At 48.6% G+C, this 3,748-nt stretch carries 5 protein-coding genes; 2 read left to right on the top strand and 3 right to left on the bottom strand.

All coding sequences use genetic code 11. The features are described 5' to 3' along the window. Together ACWA6V_RS18825 and typA are read right to left on the bottom strand one after the other, a co-directional pair. Positions 1-480 (bottom strand): hypothetical protein (locus ACWA6V_RS18825; protein WP_449523937.1); only part of this gene is annotated, 480 nt, incomplete at its 3' end. Positions 481-598: 118 nt separating this feature from the next. Then, complete coding sequence (typA, locus tag ACWA6V_RS18820; RefSeq protein ID WP_449523936.1) at positions 599-2,425, bottom strand: translational GTPase TypA; 1,827 nt, start codon at positions 2,423-2,425, stop codon at positions 599-601. A 185-nt stretch (positions 2,426-2,610) separates the two neighbouring features. Here typA and ACWA6V_RS18815 point away from each other — a divergent pair, with 185 nt between their 5' ends. Further along, on the top strand, positions 2,611-2,841 hold the full coding sequence (locus tag ACWA6V_RS18815) for an antitoxin (RefSeq protein WP_449523935.1): 231 nt from the start codon (positions 2,611-2,613) through the stop codon (positions 2,839-2,841). A 12-nt stretch (positions 2,842-2,853) separates the two neighbouring features. Beyond that, on the top strand, positions 2,854-3,258 hold the full coding sequence (vapC, locus tag ACWA6V_RS18810; protein ID WP_449523934.1) for a type II toxin-antitoxin system tRNA(fMet)-specific endonuclease VapC: 405 nt from the start codon (positions 2,854-2,856) through the stop codon (positions 3,256-3,258). Positions 3,259-3,301: 43 nt separating this feature from the next. Here the strand turns inward: vapC and ACWA6V_RS18805 are convergent. After that, positions 3,302-3,748 (bottom strand): hypothetical protein (locus tag ACWA6V_RS18805; RefSeq protein ID WP_449523933.1); only part of this gene is annotated, 447 nt, incomplete at its 5' end.

The following is a 3,748-nucleotide window of genomic DNA, read 5'->3' as shown; positions in this document are numbered from 1 at the left end:
TTTTGTTTCGGCAATATTCCAATTGGACTCCATCCACAAATACACAATCGTAATACCCGGTGCTGCCCAGAGCGCGCTGTAGAGGAATTGGTCTGCCGCCATTTTGGTTACAATAGTCTTTAGATCATTACCGTTGCCAAACCACTCTGCCTGCAGGCGATAGAAGAAATCCACCTCCATGCCTTTTAAACCCCAAAAGACAATATAAAAAACCAGCAACCCCAAAATATTGCGATTGGGTGATAGATTTTTGCTCAAGAGCAAATACAAAAATGGAATAAATCCGCCGAATATTGCGGTGGCGATAAAGGAGTAGCCAAAACCATAGGTTTGTTTGAGTTCGCCAAATAGTGTGAATAAGGGCTTAGAGGCGGGAACAAAAAAGTAAATCGCTAAAATACAGACGGCAAATAACTGCAATACAAAACCGGGCAGGAGATTTTTTTTAAGTGCTGCAAATATGGATTGTTTGATACTCATTAGAGATTATCCAATGGAGGGTGCCAGAAGCATGACAGGTTTTACATTGCAAATCCTGCCCAAAAAAAATCCCCGTTGTTTTCACTTCGGGGATATTTCAGATAACGACGATTAATCGTTACGCTTTTTTGCCGCGCTTACGCTCGTTTTCAGTGAGCAATTTTTTGCGCACGCGGATGCTGAGTGGTGTTACTTCTACCAACTCGTCATCTTCAATAAACTCCAGCGCTTGTTCCAGGGTGTGACGGATTGGCGGTGACAGGGTCAGCGCGTCATCAGTACCGGAAGCACGAACGTTGGTTAATTGTTTGGCTTTGGTTGGGTTTACGACCAGGTCATTGTTGCGCGAGTGAATACCCACTACTTGACCTTCATAGACTTCAACACCGGCACCGTAGAACAAACGGCCACGTTCTTGCAGCGGGTGTAAACCATAGGCGAGGGTTTTGCCCTTCACCATAGAGATCAGTACACCGTTTTGACGCTTGGCCACTTCACCTTCTTTTACCGGGCCGTAGTGGTCAAAAATACTGGTCATGATGCCTGAACCGGACGTCATGGTCAGGAACTGGCCACGGAAACCGATCAAGCCACGCGATGGACAGAGGAATTCCAACTTGATGCGGCCTTTGCCATCCGGCTCCATGTTGTTCAACTCGCCTTTACGCAGGCCGAGCTCTTCCATCACTTTACCTTGATGTTCTTCTTCAACGTCGATAACCACTTGCTCGAACGGCTCGTGGATTACGCCATCAACGATTTTTTGCACTACTTCAGGACGTGAAACGCCCAGCTCGTAACCTTCGCGACGCATGTTTTCGATGAGCACGGACAGATGCAATTCACCGCGACCAGACACGATAAATTTGTCCGGCGTTTCGCCTTGCTGAACACGCAGTGCCACGTTGGCAATCAATTCCTGATCCAGACGGTCTTTGATATTACGGCTGGTCACGTACTTGCCTTCTTTTCCGGCAAAGGGTGAGTCGTTTACCTGGAAGGTCATGCTTACGGTTGGCTCGTCGATCGACAGGGCTGGCAAGGCTTCGATGCAATCCGGGCTGCACAGGGTATCGGAGATGCCGAGTTTATCCACACCGGTAATACACACGATGTCGCCCGCGTAAGCTTTGTCAGTCTCGATGCGTTGCAAGCCGTGGTAGCCCATGACTTGCAGTACTTTCGCTTTACGAGTATTGCCTTGGTGATCAACCACCACGATTTGCTGGTTTGGCGACAGGCTGCCACGGGTGATACGGCCGATCCCGATAACACCTACATAGCTGCTGTAATCCAGCGCCGAGATTTGCATCTGGAATGGGCCATCCAGGTCAACCTCTGGAGCCTTCACTCGATCGACAATCATTTGGAACAATGGGGTCATATCGTCAGCGATGTTATCGGGTGACAATCCAGCAACACCATTCAGTGCAGAGGCATAAATGATGGGGAAGTCGAGCTGCTCTTCAGTCGCACCCAAACGGTCGAACAAATCAAATACCTGGTCAACAACCCACTCAGGACGTGCGCCCGGGCGGTCAATCTTGTTGATAACCACAATCGGGTTCAACCCCTGTTCAAACGCTTTTGATGTCACGAAACGGGTTTGTGGCATTGGGCCACCAACGGCATCAACGATCAGCAATACCGAGTCAACCATCGACAATACGCGCTCTACTTCACCCCCGAAGTCGGCGTGACCGGGGGTGTCCACGATATTGATTCGGTAATCGTTCCACTTGATCGCGGTGTTCTTGGCCAGAATGGTAATACCGCGCTCGCGCTCCTGGTCGTTGCTATCCATGATCAATTCCGCGCTTTCATCGCGACGGTCGAGGGTGCCGGATTGACGCAACAACTGGTCAACCATAGAGGTTTTACCATGGTCAACGTGGGCGATAATGGCGATATTGCGCAGTTTTTCGATAGCTGATTGATCTGTCACTGTGGGATTTCTCTTGGGTATGCGCCTGATGTAAGGCAAATGGGGAAGCGTAAAAAGGCGCGCATTATACCTATGAAGGTGTTGCACGGATATGCTTCCCACAGCTCTATTTGGTGAAATTTTAAGCTAGTGAAGTAAATACTTCACGTATATACTTGATGTAGCTACGCAATGGAGGAATATTTATGACACTTGCCCGTGTTTTCCAGTCGGGGAACAGCCAAGCCGTAAGGCTCCCAAAAGAATTTCGCTTTGATGTTGATCAGGTTGAGATTTTCCGCCGCGGGGATGAAATTGTCCTCCGCGCTGTTACGCCTAGCGGCGCTGCTATATTTGATGTGCTCACCAAACTTCCGTCTGATTTTATGGAGCAAGGTAGGGGAGATTTGCTGCCGCAAGAAAGGGAAGGATTTTAAGAAGGATTTCCTATGACTACTCGCTATCTGCTCGATACCAATATCTGCATTTATATCGCCAAATATAATCCTCCGTCTGTCCGTGAACGCTTCGCACAGCACTCTGCTAATGAACTAGCGATGTCGGTTATCACCTTCGGTGAGTTGCGCTTCGGTGCTGAAAAAAGCCATGCAAAGGAACAGGCAATAGCGGTTATTGATGACCTTGCTAGCTTGATGAGTGTTGAAGAGCTTGGTGAAGAGGTGGCCGAGCACTATGGTGATATCCGCGCAAGGCTACAAAATTCTGGCCAGATCATCGGCAACAATGATTTATGGCTCGCAGCCCATGCCCGCTCACAAGATTGGATATTGGTCACCAATAATGAAAAGGAATTTTTGCGAGTGGATGGATTGAGGGTGGAGAATTGGGTGTAGTTGCACTTAATTATTTAAATACCGCTGCTGCTGTGCGATTCACTTAACCCACGATAAATTTACAGTTTTGTTTAAAAGTTTTCCTGATTAAAACCGCAATTCCCGCCGCACCATAAAATTGCACCAAAAACACCACGCTGAACACCAGCAAACTGGTTGCTAAACCGGCGACCGGGAAAAACGGTTTTATTGCCTCCAGCGCCACCAGATTTTCCAGCGCAATCGTCAGCAGTGGATGGATAAAAAAGATCGGGAAACTCAATTCCGCCAGCCAGCATAGGTGCTGCTGTAACCAGGGGCGGATATGACGGCAAAGTGCGAGCATGGCGACGCAGCCGAACAGGATTTGGATAAATTGCAAATCCCAGCCTTCATAGGTAAATGCAGCTTTGTGATAGTTGCCGACGTGAACCAAAACGTAGGTTTGCACCAGCGCGGTGGTGGCGATAATAAACAAACTCATACTGAGCAATAGCCAGTGCCAGCGGCG

This window comes from Cellvibrio sp. (genome assembly GCF_053579595.1).
The sequence above is the reverse complement of the archived record's forward strand: the minus strand, read 5'-3'. Positions and strand labels throughout refer to the sequence as shown.

Coding starts and splice junctions, on each gene's coding strand:
- ACWA6V_RS18815 (WP_449523935.1), top strand. CDS start 2,611: ATGACACTTGCCCGTGTTTTCCAGTCGGGGAACAGCCAAGCCGTAAGG.
- vapC (WP_449523934.1), top strand. CDS start 2,854: ATGACTACTCGCTATCTGCTCGATACCAATATCTGCATTTATATCGCC.